This window comes from Winogradskyella sp. 3972H.M.0a.05 (assembly GCF_040493455.1).
GTDB lineage: Bacteria > Bacteroidota > Bacteroidia > Flavobacteriales > Flavobacteriaceae > Microcosmobacter.
Genome location: NZ_JANFDA010000003.1, coordinates 404,583 through 422,840, shown reverse-complemented (window position 1 = coordinate 422,840; position 18,258 = coordinate 404,583). Strand labels below are relative to the sequence as shown.

Annotated in this window: 21 protein-coding genes and 1 riboswitch; of the genes, 12 read left to right on the top strand and 9 right to left on the bottom strand. The window is 35.1% G+C overall.

What is annotated here, in order from left to right; translation table 11 throughout:
- Positions 1-58 precede the first annotated feature (58 nt).
- Positions 59-532, bottom strand: coding sequence for a heme-binding domain-containing protein (locus NCE97_RS08990; protein ID WP_353778721.1), 474 nt, complete (start codon positions 530-532; stop codon positions 59-61).
- 40 nt (positions 533-572) lie between these two features.
- Between NCE97_RS08990 and NCE97_RS08985 the strand changes: the two genes are divergently transcribed.
- The 3 genes from NCE97_RS08985 (at position 573) to NCE97_RS08975 (ending at position 2,796) form a co-directional block, all read left to right on the top strand.
- Positions 573-1,145 (top strand): adenylosuccinate lyase, encoded by a 573-nt coding sequence (locus NCE97_RS08985; protein WP_353778720.1) that lies wholly within the window; start codon positions 573-575, stop codon positions 1,143-1,145.
- 112 nt (positions 1,146-1,257) lie between these two features.
- Positions 1,258-2,601 carry an adenylosuccinate lyase gene (gene purB / locus NCE97_RS08980; protein WP_353778719.1) on the top strand — a complete coding sequence of 448 codons (1,344 nt, stop codon included), beginning with the start codon at positions 1,258-1,260 and terminating at the stop codon, positions 2,599-2,601.
- Positions 2,602-2,796, top strand: a complete 195-nt coding sequence (locus NCE97_RS08975) for a hypothetical protein (protein WP_353778718.1) — start codon at positions 2,602-2,604, stop codon at positions 2,794-2,796. It begins immediately after the preceding gene.
- A gap of 41 nt (positions 2,797-2,837) precedes the next feature.
- On the opposite strand, the gene NCE97_RS08970 is transcribed toward NCE97_RS08975, so the two are convergent.
- From NCE97_RS08970 to NCE97_RS08955, 4 genes are read right to left on the bottom strand one after another with little or no spacing between them, the layout of a single operon-like run.
- Complete coding sequence (locus NCE97_RS08970; protein ID WP_353778717.1) at positions 2,838-3,389, bottom strand: GFO_1091 family lipoprotein; 552 nt, start codon at positions 3,387-3,389, stop codon at positions 2,838-2,840.
- Positions 3,390-3,395: 6 nt separating this feature from the next.
- A complete protein-coding gene (locus NCE97_RS08965) occupies positions 3,396-3,965 on the bottom strand; it encodes a GFO_1090 family protein (protein ID WP_353778716.1) in 570 nt (189 codons plus the stop codon).
- A 25-nt stretch (positions 3,966-3,990) separates the two neighbouring features.
- Positions 3,991-4,518, bottom strand: coding sequence for a PG0215 family putative anti-sigma factor (locus NCE97_RS08960; RefSeq protein WP_353778715.1), 528 nt, complete (start codon positions 4,516-4,518; stop codon positions 3,991-3,993).
- Entirely contained in the window at positions 4,505-5,014 is a 510-nt protein-coding gene (locus NCE97_RS08955; RefSeq protein WP_353778714.1) for a GFO_1088 family ECF-type sigma factor, read from the bottom strand. The genes NCE97_RS08960 and NCE97_RS08955 overlap by 14 nt, the downstream gene beginning before the upstream one ends.
- Before the next feature lie 162 nt (positions 5,015-5,176).
- On the opposite strand from NCE97_RS08955, the gene NCE97_RS08950 reads away from it, so the two are divergent.
- Both NCE97_RS08950 and NCE97_RS08945 read left to right on the top strand, forming a co-directional pair.
- A complete protein-coding gene (locus NCE97_RS08950; RefSeq protein ID WP_353778713.1) occupies positions 5,177-6,595 on the top strand; it encodes a GFO_1087 family putative carboxy terminal peptidase in 1,419 nt (472 codons plus the stop codon).
- 87 nt (positions 6,596-6,682) lie between these two features.
- Positions 6,683-7,900: a T9SS type A sorting domain-containing protein gene (locus NCE97_RS08945; protein ID WP_353778711.1), complete on the top strand. Its 1,218-nt coding sequence runs from the start codon at positions 6,683-6,685 to the stop codon at positions 7,898-7,900.
- Positions 7,901-7,969: 69 nt separating this feature from the next.
- On the opposite strand, the gene NCE97_RS08940 is transcribed toward NCE97_RS08945, so the two are convergent.
- Positions 7,970-8,539, bottom strand: coding sequence for a PAS domain-containing protein (locus tag NCE97_RS08940; RefSeq protein ID WP_353778709.1), 570 nt, complete (start codon positions 8,537-8,539; stop codon positions 7,970-7,972).
- Between the two features lie 9 nt (positions 8,540-8,548).
- A complete protein-coding gene (locus NCE97_RS08935) occupies positions 8,549-10,480 on the bottom strand; it encodes a TonB-dependent receptor plug domain-containing protein (RefSeq protein ID WP_353778708.1) in 1,932 nt (643 codons plus the stop codon).
- A 70-nt stretch (positions 10,481-10,550) separates the two neighbouring features.
- Positions 10,551-10,754: riboswitch (cobalamin riboswitch) on the bottom strand.
- Between the two features lie 40 nt (positions 10,755-10,794).
- Between NCE97_RS08935 and NCE97_RS08930 the strand changes: the two genes are divergently transcribed.
- The 4 genes from NCE97_RS08930 (at position 10,795) to NCE97_RS08915 (ending at position 15,134) form a co-directional block, all read left to right on the top strand.
- Positions 10,795-11,937 (top strand): ABC transporter substrate-binding protein, encoded by a 1,143-nt coding sequence (locus NCE97_RS08930; RefSeq protein ID WP_353778707.1) that lies wholly within the window; start codon positions 10,795-10,797, stop codon positions 11,935-11,937.
- Between the two features lies 1 nt (position 11,938).
- Positions 11,939-12,970: a FecCD family ABC transporter permease gene (locus NCE97_RS08925; RefSeq protein WP_353778706.1), complete on the top strand. Its 1,032-nt coding sequence runs from the start codon at positions 11,939-11,941 to the stop codon at positions 12,968-12,970.
- Positions 12,970-13,755: an ABC transporter ATP-binding protein gene (locus tag NCE97_RS08920; RefSeq protein ID WP_353778705.1), complete on the top strand. Its 786-nt coding sequence runs from the start codon at positions 12,970-12,972 to the stop codon at positions 13,753-13,755. The genes NCE97_RS08925 and NCE97_RS08920 overlap by 1 nt, the downstream gene beginning before the upstream one ends.
- A 62-nt stretch (positions 13,756-13,817) precedes the next feature.
- Complete coding sequence (locus NCE97_RS08915; protein WP_353778703.1) at positions 13,818-15,134, top strand: DNA recombination protein RmuC; 1,317 nt, start codon at positions 13,818-13,820, stop codon at positions 15,132-15,134.
- Between the two features lie 60 nt (positions 15,135-15,194).
- On the opposite strand, the gene NCE97_RS08910 is transcribed toward NCE97_RS08915, so the two are convergent.
- Positions 15,195-15,692 (bottom strand): CAP domain-containing protein, encoded by a 498-nt coding sequence (locus tag NCE97_RS08910; RefSeq protein WP_353778702.1) that lies wholly within the window; start codon positions 15,690-15,692, stop codon positions 15,195-15,197.
- 196 nt (positions 15,693-15,888) lie between these two features.
- Entirely contained in the window at positions 15,889-16,536 is a 648-nt protein-coding gene (pdxH, locus tag NCE97_RS08905) for a pyridoxamine 5'-phosphate oxidase (protein ID WP_353778746.1), read from the bottom strand.
- Between the two features lie 55 nt (positions 16,537-16,591).
- On the opposite strand from pdxH, the gene NCE97_RS08900 reads away from it, so the two are divergent.
- Genes NCE97_RS08900 through NCE97_RS08890 form a run of 3 tightly spaced genes read left to right on the top strand, consistent with a single transcriptional unit; the run spans position 16,592 to position 18,258 of the window.
- Positions 16,592-17,005, top strand: coding sequence for a hypothetical protein (locus NCE97_RS08900; protein WP_353778700.1), 414 nt, complete (start codon positions 16,592-16,594; stop codon positions 17,003-17,005).
- 42 nt (positions 17,006-17,047) lie between these two features.
- The gene (locus tag NCE97_RS08895) at positions 17,048-17,476 is read left to right on the top strand and encodes an SRPBCC family protein (protein WP_353778699.1); all 429 of its coding nucleotides are present in this window, start codon (positions 17,048-17,050) and stop codon (positions 17,474-17,476) included.
- Between the two features lie 11 nt (positions 17,477-17,487).
- Positions 17,488-18,258 (top strand): hypothetical protein, encoded by a 771-nt coding sequence (locus NCE97_RS08890; RefSeq protein ID WP_353778698.1) that lies wholly within the window; start codon positions 17,488-17,490, stop codon positions 18,256-18,258.

Here is an 18,258-nt window from a genome sequence, read left to right as displayed (position 1 = left end):
TTCCAATTAATAACTCAAATGTATTGGAATTTAGAATTTTGACATTGGTGTTTAGAAATTATTCTGGCTTTGGCTCCAAGCTATATTTAATGCGTACACCTTTAGCCCATTCTACCATATCTTTGATTTGCGCATCTGTAAGACGTGCATCGCCATGTGTCCAGGTATAAGAATTTAGAGGCATTGTCTTGTCTTCGACCATTTCGATCAACTCTTCGAGCTTGTGATCTTTTTTCTTTGTTGAGTAACTATCCCATTTGGATACATCGAAATGTCCTTTACCATGATCTATATGCCCATCAATCCAATAGTTTACAGGTGTAATGTTATTGTACCAAGGATAACGTGTAAAATCACTATGACAATCGAAGCAAGCATTCTTTAAGGTTTCATGTACGCTTTGTGGTGGATTAGTATCAGCAATAAAGGCATCAATGCTAGCAATATCCCCTTCATTCTTATCTGGCCCGAAGAATTGCATGATAATAAGCACAATAAGAAGAAAGACTAAAATACGTTTAACGATTTTCATAATTTGATTAATTTAGAAACCTAAAAATAGGTAAAATCCGTTGACTACAGACCAATTATATCAAGAATTAACTTATGTTAACCATTCCAGAGAAAATCGCCAAAAGTATGCGCATTTGGTAATCAATAATCCTGAGTTATTACCTCAGGTTTTAGACATTCTATTTAAGGTTGATGATAAGCATTCTGCAAGAGCTGCTTGGCTATTGGAGTTTGTAGCCAGAGAACAATTACATGCTATTCTGCCGCATATTGATCGAATTACCAAAGACATGCATCGCGTCCATCTCGATCCTGCTGTTCGACCAATGGCTAAGATCTGTGAATATCTCGTAGAAGCCTATTACAAAGGCGATGCGCAAATAAAAAATGCTTTGACATCAGACATTAAAGAGCGTGTTATTGAAAATTGCTTTGACTGGATGATTAATGATGAAAAGATTGCACCTAAGGCCTACTCCATGAATTCTTTGTATTTACTTGGTCAGGATTACGATTGGATTCACCCAGAATTGATCTTGATTCTAGAACGTGACTTCCAGATGCAGAGTTCTGGTTTTAAGGCTAGAGCGAAGCATATTATTAAAAAGATTAAATCAAGGAATAAGGGATAAGTTGTTAGGGATTAGACTGTAAATAAAAATGAATATCTAATGCCTTTTTCCTAATCCCTATCCACTAAAAACTACTATCTTTACGCCTTTAAAAATCAAACCTCCACAATTCATGTCATTGTCATCACTTAATGCTATTTCTCCAATCGATGGACGTTATAGAAATAAGGTTTCAGAATTAGGCAATTATTTCTCAGAAGAAGCGCTTATAAAGTATCGTGTTTTAGTTGAAATTGAATACTTCATTGCACTTTGCGAAATTCCTTTACCTCAACTACAATCCATAGATGCTACTGTATTTGATAAGCTGAGAAAGATCTACACTGACTTTTCTGCTGAAGATGCGCAAGCGATAAAAGAGATTGAATCGGTGACCAATCATGATGTGAAGGCTGTTGAATACTTCATTAAGCAACAATTTGATGCGCTTGGTCTGTCTGAATACAAAGAGTTTATCCATTTTGGATTAACCTCTCAGGATATCAATAACACTGCAATTCCTTTGAGTATTAAGGAAGCTATGAACGACAGCTATGTTCCTGAATACTTTAAAGTGCTTAAAAAGCTGGAAGCCCTAACTACAGAATGGGCAGAAGTAGCTATGCTTGCCAGAACTCATGGTCAGCCAGCCTCGCCTACTCGATTAGGTAAAGAGATTGAGGTTTTTGTGGTACGCTTAAAGGAACAATTCAATTTACTAAATGATATCCCTAGTGCTGCCAAGTTTGGTGGTGCAACGGGTAATTTCAATGCGCATAAGGTCGCATATCCAGACATAGACTGGAAAGCCTTTGGGACAAAATTTGTACAAGAGAAACTTGGCTTACAGCATTCATTCCCAACAACACAGATAGAGCATTATGATCACATGGCGGCTTTATTTGATTGCTTGAAGCGCATCAATACTATCATCATAGATCTGGACAGAGATATTTGGACGTATGTATCTATGGACTACTTTAAGCAAAAGATTAAAAAAGGTGAAATAGGAAGTTCGGCAATGCCTCATAAAGTGAATCCGATTGATTTTGAAAATAGTGAAGGAAATCTAGGTATCGCCAATGCAATATTTGAACATTTGTCTGCAAAATTACCTATATCGCGTCTACAACGTGATCTTACAGATAGTACGGTGTTACGTAATGTTGGTGTGCCTTTTGGACATACTATAATTGGATTTAAATCAACTTTGAAAGGATTGAATAAATTACTGCTTAATGCTGAAAAGTTTGAAGAAGATCTAGAAAACAACTGGGCAGTTGCTGCTGAAGCGATTCAAACCATATTGAGACGTGAAGGATATCCAAATCCGTATGAAGCGTTGAAAGGTCTTACGCGAACTAACGAAAAGGTAACAAAAGAGTCAATTTCGAGTTTTATTGATACTTTAGATGTTTCGGAAGCAATTAAGCAAGAGTTAAAACAGATTACACCGAGTAATTATACAGGAATATAAATGATAAACAGAGATTATTTAGCGTTGATTGGAACTGGTCTGGTATCTATTGGTTTCCTAGTGGCCGGAATCTTTAATGTGCTCGATTATCTTATTATCAAAGCCATTTTGTTTGGTGCATTTGCGACGCTATTCCTTTTCGTATTGATCTCCATGCTCACAAAACCTGAAGACAAAGAAAACTACCAACAATAATGTTGATGGTCTCACTATTAACATTTTAAATAATTACCAGTTTATTTAAAAAAATCTAAAAATTGATTGGCATCAGATGTTTTGAAATCTGCATTCTGAATGACTGAAGATAATTTCATCAATTTGCTTGGATTCATATTGTCTCCAAGAATTCTTATCAATGCAAATCCTCTTTCGTTTGCGGATCCGAAGATGACTAACTCATCGATCTCATCATCATTTTCACCACCAATATATTTTATTTGAAACTTTCCGTCTGTTGAGTTTCCACCTCGCATCAATTCTTGATACTTTGGGTCTTTGAGAATAGTTTTAACCTTAGCTAATTCTACTTTGTACTGCTCTTCATTGTTTTGATCTAAAACAAAAGCTAGCATATTCAGTTTATCTACTGAGTTATACGCTTCCTTTTGTTCCTCAGTCAATGTAGTTTGGTCTATATCTACAAAACTAGCTGGCACATCTAGTGTTGTAAACCCAGGTTTTAACTCATTATCGACATAATAGGTTTGTAACGTAGGACCTTGATTGCAGCTCGTAAAAGCCACAATCAAGGTTAATATTAATACTGTTCTTTTGATTAATGCAATCATGCTCAATTAGTTTTTCTTTTGAGCTTTCTTTAATTTATCTCCTCCAGGAACATTCATGTTCTGAGTTAATTTAGAGATTTGTCTTAAGTCGATATCTCCAGTAAGCGTTAATAATACTGTTTCGATCTCACGCTTCTTGCCGTTGATTTCAATGTCTTGTCCTTTCGTCATCTCTTTGATACCATCAACAAACATCAACAACTCTTTTACATGGTTTTCATCCTTACCTTCTTTTACATAAAACTTTACAGTTTGATCTCCATCTTTAATTCTCATTAACTCTTCCAGAGAAGAACTCTTTAAATATTTAGCTACAGTGGCTTTCATATCTGCTGAAATTTTCTCATCTCCAGTCGTAAATACTTTAAGACCTGTGATTTTTTCAGCCATATCAATATATTGTTGTGCTTCAGGATCATCTACATCAATTCCCATTTGAGACAACATCTTAAACATTTTCTGGTTAACTACAACCGAAGTTACCTCATCTAGGTCTTCATATTTATCAAAAATACTCTGCCCAAAAGACAATACTGGTACTAAGATTACAGCTAAGATTAAAACTAACTTTTTCATGGTTTACTTAAATTTAATTTTGTTTTTAATTCTTTAATAATTTGTTTGTTTGTTTTGAGAATTCACTAACGTAATTCATGTGTTGTGCGCCTTTTTCAAGATTTGAAGTGGCCACGTTTAAAGCTCCCATTCCAGAAATGCCTTCATTTATATTAGTAGAGGCTACACTCAGTAAATTCATACTTTCTTTTCCTCCACTAAAATTAGATGACAACAATTCTAATGCTGCTTTAGTTTGGTTGTAGGCGTATAACGCATCCTGCTTTTCTTGTTCAGAAGGTTGCTGGAAATAAAACCCAACCATAAGAACTGCTACTGCTGCGACAGAAATCCATTGATACAATCGTCTTGTTCTATTAGTTTTTAATGGAACGTCTTTAGTATAGTGTTCTTGTTTTGTCTGTTGAAAGTATTGAAACATTGCTCTATAAGGCTCTAAGTGAGGCTCTACTTCATCTTGCGAGAAATACTCACGAAGTACTTGCTCCTCTTTTATAGAAGTCTCAGCATTTTCATACTTTTCTAACAGTTGTTCTATATTATTTAATACCATATTGATGCGTATTAGTTAATTGTTCTCTTATTGTTTTTCTAGCTCTCGAGAGTGCTACTCGTATCGCTGTTGGTTTCATGTCCAGCATTTCAGCAATCTCATCGAAATCATATTGTTCTATATCTCTAAGCTGAATGATAATTTTTTGTTGCTCTGGTAACTCTTCAATGATTTTAGATACCCAATCTATACTATCATTCGTTTCAACTTGTTTTTGTAATGACACATTATGATCTTGATAGTTGCTATGTACAATCTTTAGATTTTGTGCTTGTTTAGATTTTAATCGATCTAAACAAAAATTCTTTGTCATTGTCATAGAAAATGCCTCTACATTTTTATACTCTTCGATCTTTTGCTTGTTGTTCCACAATTTCAAAAGAATCTCCTGAGTTGCATCTTCGGCTTCTTCTCGAGAAACCAAGAGCCTCTTCGCGAGTCTAAAGACCTTGTCTTTAAAGGGCATTACTAATTTTACAAAATCAGCCTGTGTCATTTTCGATTGGTTAAAAACCGCTTTTATTTCGCCGTTTCATTATTACGACGAGCCACTTTTATTTTTGTTACAATATTTTTTTATTTACACAATAATGTAAGTAAATTTAGGGTTTATAAGACCAACCTACTATTGTTGCTAATAAAAATATTGAAAGAGAAAATGAAAACTTACAAAGCGATTATCCTACTATGTCTTAGTGCATTTATTATTACCGCATGTTTTAACGACGATATTGATGACAATATTCAATTTTCCGATCTAGAAGTCAAAGATTTTATTTGGAAAGCCTTAAATGTTGTCTACCTATACAAGTCTGAAATTGATGATTTGGCAGACGATCGTTTTTCTTCTGATGAAGAATACACAAACTACTTAGAAGGTTTTGCAACCCCAAATGATTTGTTTGAAAGCTTAATTTTTGAACGTGAAACTATTGATAGATTCAGCATATTAGTTCCAGATTATATTGCACTACAACAAGCGCTTCAAGGTACATCGATATCTAATGGATTACGCTTTTTTGCTTTCGAAAACCCTTCTAATTCAGCCGAAGCAATATTGGTAGTTAGCATGGTAGCTAAAGGAAGCCCTGGTGAAAGTGCTGGCATTCAACGTGGCGATTATTTTAACCAAATTGATGGTGTCACCTTAACTGCTAATAACATCAACGATTTGTTAGCGAGTGACTCTTATACACTACATTTTGCAGACTATGATGATAATGGTACTCCTGAAGTCACTGATGATGACTTTACAACAAATGGGAATACTGTAGCCTTAACGAAAACAACATTTACTGAAAACCCCGTAAATACAACAAACATCATTGACCTCAATGGTGAAAATGTTGGTTATATAATGTACAGAGGGTTTAGAGCTAATTTTGTTAATGAACTCAACGCTGCTTTTGGTGAATTTGCTGCTAACAATGTACAGCATCTAGTATTAGACTTACGCTATAATGGTGGAGGTCGTGTCGATGTTGCTGCTGCTCTAGGTAGTATGATTACTGGACAACATACAGGAGAAATCTTTACCAAACTATTCTATAATGAAACGCTACAAGAGCTAAACTCTAATTTTCTGTTTGTAAACGATTTTAACAGTTTGAATTTAGATAAAGTATACATCTTAACGACTGGCCAAACGGCTTCTGCAAGCGAGTTAATGATCAATAGTTTAAGACCTTATTTGTCTGATGGTGTCGTGCAAATAGGAACTACCACAGAAGGGAAGCCTCAGTTTTCACAAACTATATATGATTCCCCTACTCTAACTAGTGAGATGGACGCAAATCCAAACCACACTTATGCGATGCAGCCATTATTAGGTAATTCTTCCAATGTCAATGATGAATTGGTACCAAATACTGGTATTCCTGCAAATATCACAATACAAGAAAATGTTTTGAATCTTGGCTCGTTTGGAGATGTCAACGAACCACTTTTAGCTGCTGCTTTAGCAGATATAGAAGGTATTGGACGATTTGGAGAATTTGAATCACCAACTCGAGTTATTTCTAAGCATGGCGCAGTTCCTTTTGAACAGGAAATGTTTGTTGCTCCTACAACTAATTAATAATAGAATTATTTCATAATATTTAATGTTATCTCAAATTAAAAATGTAGTACTTTTACTACATTTTTAATTTAAAACAAATCTATTATGAAAAAAACTTTATTATTTGTTATTGTTATTTTGAGTTACTACTCTTACTCTCAATGTAACGGAATTGGTTCTGGCTTTAATGTTGTGACTGAAAAATATAATTGGGTATATTGCACTGATATACTCAGAAATGGCACTCCTGAATACCCAGTAACACCAACTTCATTTTATTATAGATACAAGTTTGAGCTTGTAAGGCCAAATGGAAGTATACAAAGTACACGAATTATTAATCCAGAGGAATATTCATATTCATTAGACGGTAATTATATATATCAAGCTTTCTCAATTGATCCAAATAGTGAATTTGAATGTTTAACTAAACCTTGGGCAGAGGATGAACCAGGTGTTTCAATGAGATTGACAATAGTTCAATACATCCCTTGGTATTTTGGTGGTTTCCTCCAAGGAGATTATCTAGAAATGGTAGTGCCTAATAATATTTATGGTCCTTCAGGGCATTTGGTGGTAGATTTTCAATGTAGTGAAGGTGGAAATGGAAATAATTCTATCAATCTAGAAGTAACAGAATTATCTGTCACAGTAGATGGGACTACATACAATACATCTAATAACTTTAACAATAATGTTCCTATATTGGAGTTTGGAGAAGAACATGATTTCAACATTGTAATTGAAAATAATGGTGGTCTAAATATTTCAACCTCTCCATATGATATTTATGTTTCTACTGGTGAAGAAGCATATCCAGAAGGCTTAGATGAAGATGTATATTTTTTTAGAAGTGGGAATGGTGGATTTATTGATGCAAATTCTGAAACTACAGATTCGTTCTCTGAATTTATTTATGACAATATTTCGCTATTAGACCTAGAACCCAATACAGATTATTGGATGTTTATTCATGTAGATCCAGATAACAACATTTCTGAATCAAATGAGGATGATAACATAGCTAAAATAAAATTTCAGTATACCAATGCTACTGGTAGAATATCACTGCAATTAACCCCAACTAATAGTATAGAAATCCCTTTTGATTATACTCAAAATACACAAAACACTAATTTGAAATTATATAATATTACTGGAGGTTCTACTTTGTTTACACCAGTCATTAACATGAACTTTAGTGGCTCAACATTAAATGTAGATATATCAAACCTACCTGCAGGAAGATATGCTGTTCATATTAATGATCAATTTGAAAGACAGATAGGAAAAAAAAGGAAGGATAGGAATTATATCTCCTAGATAACACTAAAAAAAGCCGCTCGCACTTCGACTTCGCTCAGTGACCGCGGCTTTTTTATTACTCAATTGTTATCCCACTTCTCGTTCTAGAGCAATGAAATGCGTTGTCTTATCATTGTATAAAGGGAATATCTTTACTTCACATTGATAAGGTGTACCATTCTTCCTATAGTTAGTAATAACCTCGGTGAATGGTTTGTTACGTTTTAGTTTAGCTGTAATTTTTCTTTTTGTGTTTTCAGACGTTTCTTCGCCCTGTAAGAACCTAGGCGTTTTGTTTATAGCATCAGACTTAGCATAACCTGTCATTGTAGTAAACCCTTGATTTACCCAAATAATCCTCTGATTGATATCGGTTACTAAAATGGCATCAAACTGCTCCTTATCGAAGATACGATTGATATCATTCTTCCAGTTTAGCTTTTTAGCCATAGAAATCACCTTAATGATATCTTGCTCACGCTGTGCCTCATCCATTTGTTGTGTATAGCCTTCACTATAGATGTCCCAGCTCAACAAAGGAGGCATACTGCTATGCGCATCGCTTTGTATTTCATCCTTGATAGCGTCATATTCACTATCACTCAACGAGGACAAGTAAATATCTAGCGCCATCATATCATAAAGATTATGCTTCATGATGCTCAATTATAAATTTAGATTGAAACCAACAGTGACGTTACGCCCTTTTGTTGTAAAGCCTAACAATTCTTGATACTCTTCATTAAGTATGTTAGAAATATTAGCGAATACCGTCATTCTGTTTTTTAAGACATTATGGCTTACATAAAAATCTAACAGACTGAACGACTCCAATGTCACCGTTTCGCTTGCAAAAGTCGTTGTATTAAAGAATACATCATCTCTATCGCCATTAAACTGGTACGATAGGCTTAATAAGGTTTCATCACAAGGCTTATAATCCAATCTAGAATTAATCTTCAATTCCGGAATTCTGATGCTCAAATCATCATCAACTTTGGTATATGTTGCATTTGCTGCAATCTTAAATGTGTTAGAGAACTTATAGTTTCCAGTGAATTCAAATCCGCTAGCAGTAAACGATTCTCCTATATTTCTGTATTGGAATATGAAATTCCCTGTATCCACAAAGTCAACAAAGTTGTCTTCTGTTCTATTGAAGTACACAACACTAAATGTTCCCTTGTCTTCTAATCCAAGCTCTATACCTACTTCAACTGTAGCATTTTCTTCAGGATCTAAGTCTACATTACCAAATGAAGGATCGAAGAGTTGAAATAACGATGGTGCAATAAACGCAGTACTATAACTTGCCAGACCTTTGATGTATCCAAAATTAGTGTCTTTCTTATATGACGGGTTAATGCTGTATACCAAATGTGAGCCATACTCGCTATGGTTGTTCAATCTTAGTCCAGCATTAATGTTCAAACCAAAATCAGTAACATAGACCACATTAGCATAAGGATCTATATTAGTGAATTTTGCAAGTTCTGGATCGATGGCTTGTGCAAAATCATTACTTCCAAAAGGAATTGAGAACTGCTCCATGTTCTGATCTTGGACATTAACTCCAAGAACAGTGTAGAATTTATCGTTAAAGTTATAACGGTTAAAAGCATCTACAGTAATACTCTCCGCATTGAACTGCGATGGAAAACCAGACATGATATCGCGCTCTACATTATTATAAGCGGCATTTACAGTAACACTTCCTTTATTGTATTTGTATTCTGAACTTAGTCCAAATCTGTATTGATCAGTTTCGGAAACATCATCTGTGTCAATCATTCCAAAACTATCATCAAAATCTGCTTTAAAGTTGTCTATGCTTGCATATACATTGACTTTGAATTTGTTTGAAAACTTATATCCAAACTTCACATTCCCATTGTAACTATTGAATGCATCGGACTCTGTACCAGAAGCTATTGCCGATAAGCCATCTGTAAATTGATGCCCAAAGCTTACCAAGTAGTTAAACTTATCGACATTACCATTAAGGCTTACTGAGTTTCTAAAATCCTCGATACGATAGTCTGAATTATCTTCAGCTTGATTGGTTCCAAAACTACTATTAATAGCAATGTTTACCTTATCCTTTGCCGCCTCTTTCAACTTAATATTGATTACTGCTGTCGCTGCACCAGTTCCATATAAAGTACTAGAAGCACCTTTCAGAATCTCAATAGATTCAACTTGATTAGAGTTTAGCAATCTTAGATCATAATCATTAGAAATCTGTGACGGATCACTTAGCTGTACTCCGTCAATTAAGATGACTACCTGTCGGTTTCTACCGCCTCTGACAAAATAACTAAGGTTTTGCCCTGCATTACTGCGAACGCCATTAATTTCGATACCAGCTGTAGTACTAATAATCTCAGCAATGGACTGACCTTGTCGCTCCTTAAGATCTGCTTGTGTAATCTTGGTAATGACCTTACCAGAGTTTTCTCTTTTTAGTTTGAACTTGGAATCAGTGATAACGACTTCATCTAGCTGTTCAATGTTCAAGGAATCGCTTTGTTGTTGTGCCATTCCAAATGCGGTTGTAATACCAAATACCGCAGCAAGAACTGTAGTTCTGTTGTTCATGTTTTAATTACGAATTACTCGAGAATAGTATGATTTTCATACGTAAACTTTTATCCCGAAAGTTTGACTTATTTTTTGCTGAATAGTGGCAGGTCTCCTGACTTGCGTCTTACTACTTACCTTCCCAATTCTTTTGAATCAGTGGTTTTGAAGTTAGTAGTAAGCATCACGATGTGACTAAGCTTACAGTTGCGGGAACAGTTCTGGATTCTCACCAGATTCCCTTTTAATCCATTCGGATATACCGAATGAAACCAAAATTCGATGCGAAATTACACTTTTAATCTTATTTTTGAGCAAACAATCAGACTATTTTGAAAAAAGCTATTGTCCTTCTATTACTGATTTTTCTTGCCTGTGGCAAAGACCAAAAGAAGAAAACACTCTCAGTAGATTTTGATTATACACCTTATAGAACTACTTACGCTAAAGGGTTTACAATTCAATCTTTCGAGGAATTAAAGCTCTTGACTATAAAGGAACCTTGGCCAGAATCTGAAAAAGTCTTTAAATATGCACTAGTTGATAGGCAAAAAGCAGCTTCAACAACGCTCAATAAAGATGAGTTCGATGGTATTATCCTAACGCCTGTTGAAAATATAGTCGTGACATCAACAACTCATATTCCTGCTTTAGAATTGCTTGAGATGGAAGAATACTTAGTAGGTTTTCCAGGTAGTGATTATATCTCTTCAGAAAAGACCAGAGCTCGAATAGATAATGGTAGTGTACGTGAGTTAGGGAAAAATGAAGGCATTAATACTGAAGTTTTATTAGAGTTAAATCCAGATGTCGTTGTCGGTTTTGGTGTTGATGGAGTTAATAAAACCTTTGAAACCATTACCAAAGCAGGGATTCCTGTAATCTATAATGGTGACTGGGTTGAAGCCTCTCCTCTAGCAAAAGCAGAATGGATAAAGGTTTTTGGTGTTTTATTCAACAAACAGAAAGAAGCCGATTCTATATTCAAGTCTATTGAAAAGAATTATAATGATGCGAAGACTTTAACAAAAAACGTTACGGAACGCCCAACAGTTTTGAGTGGAGCCATGCACAAAGATGTTTGGTATTTACCAAGTGGTGCAAGTCCTGAAGCTCAGTTTTTGAAAGATGCTAATGTGAATTACCTTTGGGAAGACACCACTACTAATGGTAGTTTAGCTTTAAGTTTTGAAACCGTACTAGAAAAAGGGCAAAACGCTCAACTTTGGCTTAGTCCATCGTATTATACTAGCTATAAGGCTTTAGAAAAAGCTAATGAGCATTATACTCAGTTTGAAGCGTTCAAAACTAAAAGTATTTATACCTTTTCCAATACCACAGGGAAAACTGGAGGTGTCTTATATTATGAATTGGGAATAGCCCGACCAGACTTAGTGTTGAAAGATATCATCAAAGTGTGCCATCCTCAATTATTGAATGACTACCAACCTTTTTTCTTTAAACCATTAGAATAAGTTGTTATCCTTACGATCATATCGTTTAAGCTTTTTGTTGCTCATTATCGTCTTGATAATATGCTTCGTCATTAACATTAGCTTAGGTTCTGTATCGATATCGTTTTCAGAAATAATAGATAGTTTTTTAGTAAAGCCTTCAGACTATACTAGTAAAGAATATATCATTCAGAATTACCGCTTACCAAAGGCCATTACGGCAATGCTGGTCGGTTCTGGCTTAGGAATTTCGGGATTATTGATGCAAACATTATTTAGAAACCCCTTAGCTGGCCCTTTTGTGTTAGGAATTAGTTCTGGAGCTAGCCTTGGAGTTGCCATTATTATTTTGGGTGCAGGAATTTTTGGCGGATGGTTTTCAACCGTAATGCTTTCTAAATGGAGTATTATCATTGCTGCCAGTTTAGGAAGTTTTTTAGTATTACTATCTGTTATGGTGGTGTCTTCAAAAATAAGAGACACTATGGCCATACTGATTATTGGACTCATGTTTGGTAGCATCACAGCAGCAGTTGTAAGCGTTCTCTCCTATTTTAGTTCTGCGGAACAATTGCAACAATACATTTTTTGGGGCTTTGGAAGCCTAGGGAATTTATCCTGGAATGAATTGCTTATTTTCTTTATCATATACATTCTCGGACTGTTTCTTAGCATCTTATCTATAAAAGCGCTCAATTCTCTATTACTTGGTGAAAATTACGCACAAAGCCTAGGGCTGAATATTAGGAAGAGTCGCTTTCTAATCATTATTGCTACAAGTTTATTGGCAGGAACCATAACAGCTTTTGCAGGACCTATAGCCTTTATAGGTTTAGCAATTCCACATATTACCAGACAAGTATTCAACACATCCAATCACAAAGTATTATTGCCAGCTGTACTAATATTTGGAGCTATTATAATGTTGATTTGTGATAGTATTGCGCAGCTTCCAACAAGCGATTTTGTGTTACCTATTAATGCTATTACTTCATTATTTGGAGCGCCTATCGTAATTTGGTTGTTAGTTAGAAAACGAAAAATGATTTTTTAATGTTAGAACAATTGGTTTTACATACTGAAAGCTTAGCCATTGGGTATTCCAGCAAGAAGGATACATCAATTATTTCGTCTGATATTAATATTGAATTGAAGCAAGGTGAGTTAGTAGGACTTATTGGTGCCAATGGTATTGGAAAGTCTACATTGTTGAGAACTTTAACCAAGGTACAGAAACCTTTGAGCGGTACCATAAGCCTTAGAGACAAGCATCTTGAGCACTATTCCAATATTGATTTATCAAAGGTTCTGAGTCTAGTGCTTACCGAACATCTGGCTTCAAAAAATTTAACCGTTTTTGAACTCGTTGCATTAGGAAGGCAACCTTATACCAATTGGATAGGCAGTCTTTCTGAAAATGATAATAGCATTGTTGAAAATGCCATAAACGCCATAAACCTTGATGAGTTAAAACACCGAAAGTGTTTTGAACTTAGTGATGGTCAATTGCAAAAAGTAATGATTGCACGAGCTTTAGCACAGGATACAGACCTTATCATTCTCGATGAGCCAACTACGCATCTAGATATGTATCACAAGGCTTATATCCTGAAATTATTAAAGAATCTTACAGAGTCCACAAATAAGACGATTCTCTTTTCATCACATGAAATCGATTTGGCGTTGCAGCTTTGCGATTCCATAATTGTGATGCTAAATGACAGAACCGTTCAAGCAACACCAAGCGACTTGATATCGTCTGGTGTTCTTAATGAATTATTCCCTGAGGACTTGATTTTGTTTGATAAAAATTCAGGTGCTTTCCGTGTTAAAAAGTAATCTTCATTAGCACTACTTTCTATCCTTTAAAAATTTATCTTTGGATAAATTCAAAGCTTTACATGAACGACAATTTAATTCTAATCTTAGCTATATTAATATCAGCAGGTATTGGTGCTTACCTAGGTATGCTGTTTACTAAACTGAAGAGTAAAAGTGAACAAAGTTCTTTAGAAGAACGCCAAAATCAGTTGAATGCAACCATAAATGAGCTTAAAGATAATTTATCTAAACTTGAGTATGACAAAGAAGAGATAAGACGAGAAAAGGATTTTCTGAATACCGAGCTAACCAGACGAAATACAGAATACGAAAACTTACAAGTACAAAATCAGAAACGCGATAAAGAACTAGAAGAACGTCAGGAACAATTAAGGAAAGACTTTGAGATCTTGGCTAACAAAATCCTTGATGAAAAATCTGAAAAGTTTACGCTTCAAAATAAAGAGAATATAAAGCAGATTCTTAACCCGCTACAAGAGAAGATTAAAACCTTCGAAGAAAAGGTCGATAAATCACAGAAGGAAAGCATCAGCATGCATTCAGCCTTAAAAGAGCAATTACTTGGCCTTAAGGATCTGAATATGCAAATGACCAAAGAAGCTACCAACCTTACTAAAGCACTCAAAGGAGACAGTAAAACGCAAGGAAATTGGGGTGAATTGGTTTTGGAGCGCGTTTTGGAGAAATCTGGTTTAGAAAAAGACCGAGAGTATTTTGTACAACAAAGCTTTCAGTTAGAAGACGGAACTCGAGTGTTGCCAGATGTGGTCATTCATTTACCTGATAACAAAAAGATGGTTATCGATTCCAAAGTATCTATAACGGATTATAACAGATATGTAAACTCTGAGGACGACGATAAAGAAGCACACTTAAAAGCCCATGTCAATTCTATAAAGAAGCATGTCGATCAATTATCCGAACGTAACTATCAAGATCTGTACGATATTGAATCTCCAGATTTTGTATTGATGTTTATCCCAATTGAGCCTGCTTTCGCATTGGCTTTAAATGAAGACAATAGCTTATACAACAAAGCTTTCGAAAAGAATATCGTTATCGTAACACCTACAACGCTTCTTGCTACGCTTAGAACGATCGATACAATGTGGAATAATGAGAAGCAACAACGCAATGCCATAGAAATTGCGCGGCAAGCAGGTGCGCTTTACGATAAGTTTGAAGGTTTAGTTAAAGACCTTACTGGTGTTGGTAAAAAGATTGATGCTGCAAAAACAGATTATTCGGCGGCGATGAACAAACTTGTTGAAGGTCGTGGCAATTTAATAACCAGTGTTGAAAAACTTAAGAAAATGGGAGCTAAAGCAAAAAAGGCACTTCCAGATAGTATCCTGAAACGCGCTGAAGAAGAATAACTAAAAAAGCCGCAAATAACTTGCGGCTTTTTTGGGGCTATCAATCAACTTATAAGCGCCTTAACGCTTAATAAATATATTCGTAAAATACCAGTCGCCTTCTTCGTCTTTTTCGGCTGATATATCAAAGTCTGTATAATCTCCTTCTATATTGGCTCTATGACCATCGCTATTAATCCATGCATTTACAACAGATTCTGCTGAACTAAATGCATACGCAACGTTTTCTGATACTTTAGTGGCATTAGCATGAGCCTCTAAACTACTTTTACGTTGGAAAAAATTATCGTGAGATACATTGTCTGCCTCAATCATATAGTCAGTATGTGTAAACGCAACAGATTTGATAACATCATGATTCTGTAAAGCGTTTAAACCAATACTAATTCTATGTTCGTTTATTCTTTCTAAGATCTCAATTTCTATGATCTTAGCAGGAGGAGCTTGCTGTAAATTTAGCGCATCAGCATTGTTGTCTGGAATGCTTTCCGTCGAACAGGAGGTTAAGCTTAACAATGCAGTTATTGCCAAAATTGGCAACATAGTAGAAACTTTCATTGTAGGTTTATTTTAGATTTGGTACTGCTAATTTATAAGCAGGGGAAAGTTTCTTTGTTAAAGAAATGTTAAAATCGATGAAAAGCATGTATTTCATCGATTTTTAATGTCAATAATCGACGAAATGCACACTTAAAAGAAAAAATCAAGCATTTCATCGATGTTTTTAAACCGTTAAGCCTGATTTTAAAAGTAATTATGGAGATAATCGATCAATGTTCCAATCGAAATCTTCCTGAAGTTGATATCGGATTCTATCGTGCAATCGATTTGGGCGACCTTGCCAAAATTCGTATTCAATTGGCTTTACAATATAGCCTCCCCAATATTCAGGTCTAGGTACTTCCTTACTATCATATTCATCCTCTAATGCTTTAAGCTTATCATCTAAAGCATCGCGACTTTGTATAACTTCACTTTGATGTGAGGCCAAAGCACCTAGCTGACTTCCTTTTGGTCTAGACTCAAAATAGCCATCGCTTAGGTTTTCAGAAATCTTTTCAGCCCTACCCTTTATAATGATTTGTCGTTCTGCACCATGCCAGAAAAAAGACAAACAGACTTCTGGGTTAGCTTCTATAGCTTTGCCTTTTTCACTTTTATAATTGGTGTAAAAAATAAATCCTTCGTAAGTGTACTTCTTTAGCAGCACTACTCTACTCTTCGGAAAACCATCGAGTCCAATTGTCGATAAGGTCATAGCATTGGTCTCATCTTCAGGGAAATGTGCATCGACGTGGAGGAACCATTTTTGAAACAATTCCATAGGGTTTCCTGGTACATCTTTAAGGCGTAATTCGCCTTTTTCGTAAGATTTTCTGTAGTTGCTTAGGTCTTTTTCCATTGTAATACGAAAATAATTCATTTATTTTGTTTTCGTATCAATTTCATGACTAACCATGCGATTTGAGAATTCCCCGTATCAAAAATCACTCTCTAGCCAAAAAAAGGTTCTGGATTTTGCTGACCTATACCTTTGTGACGATTTCTTTATTATGGAAGTGAATGAGGGTATTCATTTTGATAGGGAAAAGTTAGATGATCTTTTGGATTCACTTAGGAATCACTATGGTAATCATAAGCGTTTAGCCTATATTGCCAATCGAGTAAACTCCTACTCTATAGAGCCAATCTTGTGGTCATACTTTGATGAAGATGATAGTATCTTGTTTGCGGCTTCTATTGTAAGCTATAGAGATTCAACCTATATGAGTGCCAACATAGAAAAGAAAATGGCTGCAATTAGCATTAAGAGGTCAGATAGTCTGGAGCGTGCCATTGATTGGGTTCAAAATCTAAAAGAGCTTAATTAAAAGTTCTAAAACATATAACTAACCATATTTAATTTTTCGCTCATGAAATTCAGTTGTCATGTAGATATCAATGCTCCAGTCGATAAAGTCGTAGACATATTTATGGATCCCGATAATCTTGAACATGTTCAAGAAGGGTTTAGATCTAAAGAACTTATTTCTGGTGAAGCTGGAAAAGAAGGTGCCGTTTCTAATATGGTCTATGAAAAGTTTGACTTGAAGGAAACTATTCTGAAAAGTAATCTTCCTGAAGAGTTTCTAGGGCTCTATGAGCACAAGCACATGACAAATACCATGAAGGTCTCTTTTGAAGCTCTAGATGATAGCACAACACGTTACCACTCTGAGATTGATTATACCATAATGAAAGGTTTTATTTTGAAACTCTTAGCAAAGTTGTTTCCAGGTATGTTTAAAAAACAAGTCCTAAAATGGATGAACTTATTTAAAGATTTTGCTGAAAAAAATTAGACTTAATTAGTTTGGGAAGACTACATTTATTTGAATTTGAAGATTTGAAATGGTTTCCGTCTCTACTGAGAAACTATATGACGGATTACCTTCAATTTATTTCAAACAAGTTTGATATCTATAAGCCAATCGTTCCTATATTGATTGAAGGCTTAGAAAGTTCTAAAACAAATACTATAATAGATTTGGCTTCTGGTGGCGGTGGTGGATTACTAAAATTGAACACTCATCTCCTAGAACAAAAACCAGATTTAAAAATATTACTTACGGATTATTATCCGAACGTTCCAGCTTTTCAGAGAACTGCCAAACAAGCCGAAAATATAGATTTTATAAGTACTTCTGTGGATGCACTCAATGTTCCTGAACACTTGGATGGTCTGCGGACTCAGTTCTTGTCTTTACATCATTTCAAACCTCAGCAAGCGCAAAAGATTTTACAAAATGTGGTGGACTCTAGCAGTAGTATTGCCATTTTCGAGGCTCAAGAACGCAACTTGAAGAGTATAATCTTTATGTTATTATCACCTCTAAATGTTTTACTCTTAACACCATTCATTAGACCATTTAAACTTGGAAGAATACTATTTACGTATTTTATTCCTATACTTCCTTTGTTAGTGTGCTGGGATGGTATTGTATCTGTTTTGCGCACCTACTCTATCAAAGAATTAAATCAATTGATTACTAAGGTTGAAGGTTATAACGATTACATCTGGAAAGTAGACAAGGTAAAATCTGGCCCTAGCTATGTTACTTATTTATTAGCGTATAAGAAGTAA

Excerpts from the sequence above, each read along its gene's own strand:
- NCE97_RS08920 (WP_353778705.1), top strand. The coding sequence starts at position 12,970 with ATGTTAGAACAATTGGTTTTACATACTGAAAGCTTAGCCATTGGGTAT.
- NCE97_RS08970 (WP_353778717.1), bottom strand. The coding sequence starts at position 3,389 with ATGATTGCATTAATCAAAAGAACAGTATTAATATTAACCTTGATTGTG.
- NCE97_RS08915 (WP_353778703.1), top strand. The coding sequence starts at position 13,818 with ATGAACGACAATTTAATTCTAATCTTAGCTATATTAATATCAGCAGGT.
- purB (WP_353778719.1), top strand. The coding sequence starts at position 1,258 with ATGTCATTGTCATCACTTAATGCTATTTCTCCAATCGATGGACGTTAT.
- NCE97_RS08990 (WP_353778721.1), bottom strand. The coding sequence starts at position 532 with ATGAAAATCGTTAAACGTATTTTAGTCTTTCTTCTTATTGTGCTTATT.
- NCE97_RS08910 (WP_353778702.1), bottom strand. The coding sequence starts at position 15,692 with ATGAAAGTTTCTACTATGTTGCCAATTTTGGCAATAACTGCATTGTTA.
- NCE97_RS08960 (WP_353778715.1), bottom strand. The coding sequence starts at position 4,518 with ATGGTATTAAATAATATAGAACAACTGTTAGAAAAGTATGAAAATGCT.
- NCE97_RS08900 (WP_353778700.1), top strand. The coding sequence starts at position 16,592 with ATGCGATTTGAGAATTCCCCGTATCAAAAATCACTCTCTAGCCAAAAA.
- pdxH (WP_353778746.1), bottom strand. The coding sequence starts at position 16,536 with ATGGAAAAAGACCTAAGCAACTACAGAAAATCTTACGAAAAAGGCGAA.
- NCE97_RS08965 (WP_353778716.1), bottom strand. The coding sequence starts at position 3,965 with ATGAAAAAGTTAGTTTTAATCTTAGCTGTAATCTTAGTACCAGTATTG.
- NCE97_RS08945 (WP_353778711.1), top strand. The coding sequence starts at position 6,683 with ATGAAAAAAACTTTATTATTTGTTATTGTTATTTTGAGTTACTACTCT.
- NCE97_RS08950 (WP_353778713.1), top strand. The coding sequence starts at position 5,177 with ATGAAAACTTACAAAGCGATTATCCTACTATGTCTTAGTGCATTTATT.
- NCE97_RS08975 (WP_353778718.1), top strand. The coding sequence starts at position 2,602 with ATGATAAACAGAGATTATTTAGCGTTGATTGGAACTGGTCTGGTATCT.
- NCE97_RS08895 (WP_353778699.1), top strand. The coding sequence starts at position 17,048 with ATGAAATTCAGTTGTCATGTAGATATCAATGCTCCAGTCGATAAAGTC.
- NCE97_RS08940 (WP_353778709.1), bottom strand. The coding sequence starts at position 8,539 with ATGAAGCATAATCTTTATGATATGATGGCGCTAGATATTTACTTGTCC.
- NCE97_RS08955 (WP_353778714.1), bottom strand. The coding sequence starts at position 5,014 with ATGACACAGGCTGATTTTGTAAAATTAGTAATGCCCTTTAAAGACAAG.
- NCE97_RS08935 (WP_353778708.1), bottom strand. The coding sequence starts at position 10,480 with ATGAACAACAGAACTACAGTTCTTGCTGCGGTATTTGGTATTACAACC.